Annotated in this window: 2 pseudogenes; both read left to right on the top strand. The window is 78.8% G+C overall.

What is annotated here, in order from left to right:
• Nucleotides 1-487, top strand: a pseudogene (locus TR48_RS01280) (RsmD family RNA methyltransferase); the annotation flags it as partial.
• Nucleotides 484-1,100: pseudogene (locus tag TR48_RS01275) on the top strand (precorrin-3B C(17)-methyltransferase); the annotation flags it as partial. The pseudogenes TR48_RS01280 and TR48_RS01275, both read left to right, overlap by 4 nt.

Here is a 1,100-nt window from a genome sequence, read left to right as displayed (position 1 = left end):
GGTCTGGGACGTCGGCGCGGGCAGCGGCTCGGTCGCGGTCGAGTGCGCCCGCCTCGGCGCGGCGGCCGTCGCGGTCGAACGCGACGCGGACGGCGTGGAGCGCATCCGCGCCAACGCCGCCGCGCACGGCGTCGCGCACGCCGTCGCCGTCGTCCATGGCGCCGCTCCCCGGGCGCTGGCCGAACTGCCGGACCCCGACGCCGTGTTCGTCGGCGGAGGGGGCGCGGACCTGGCCGGGCTGGTGGCTCTGGCCGCCGCGCGCGCCCGCCGCACCGTCGTCGTCACGCTGGCCGCGCTCGACCGCGTGCCGGAGGCCCGCCGGGCGCTGCTGGAGGCCGGGCTGGCCGTCGAGGGCGTGCAGTTGCAGGCCAACCGGCTCGCGCCGCTGCCCGGCGAGGTCACCCGGCTCGCCGCGACCAACCCCGTCTTCGTCCTGTGGGGCGTCCGCCCCGCCGCACCAACCGTCTCGCAGGGAGTTCAGACGTGATCGGCCTGATCGCCGCCACCGCCGCAGGCCGCCAGGCCGCCACGCAGCTCGCCGAGGGCCTCGGGGCCGACGACTGCCGCCTGTACGAGGGCCCGGTCGGCGACGCCCTCCGCGCCGCCTACGCCGAGTGCACGCAGCTGGTCTGCTTCCTCGCCACTGGCGCCACCGTCCGGCTGCTCGCGCCGCTGCTGACCACCGAGGGCTCGGACAAGCACACCGACCCGGGCGTCGTCTGCGTCGACGAGGCGCGCCGCTTCGCCGTCGCGCTGACCGGCGGCCACGAGGGCGGCGCCAACGCGCTCGCCGCGCGGGTCGCCGCAGCTCTGGACGCGCAGGCGGTGGTCACCACGGCGACCGACGCGACCGACGTGCCCGGCCTGGACACGCTCGGCCTGCCCGTCACCGGCGATCTTGCCGCCGTCAGCCGGGCGCTGCTGGACGGCGAGCCGGTCCGCCTCGTCGGCGCGGACCGCTTCCCGCTCCCGGCGCTGCCCGCCAACGTGTCCGCGGACGCGCCCGCCGACGCGCCGACGATCGTCGTCGGCGACGAGGCGACCTCCGCCGTGGCCGTGCCCGCCGTGCCGACCGCGCCCACCGTCCGGCTGTTCCCGCC

This window comes from Streptacidiphilus neutrinimicus (assembly GCF_000787815.1).
GTDB classification, from domain to species: domain Bacteria; phylum Actinomycetota; class Actinomycetes; order Streptomycetales; family Streptomycetaceae; genus Streptacidiphilus; species Streptacidiphilus neutrinimicus.
Note: the sequence above shows the minus strand (reverse complement) of the source record. Positions and strands in the feature narration are given on the sequence as shown.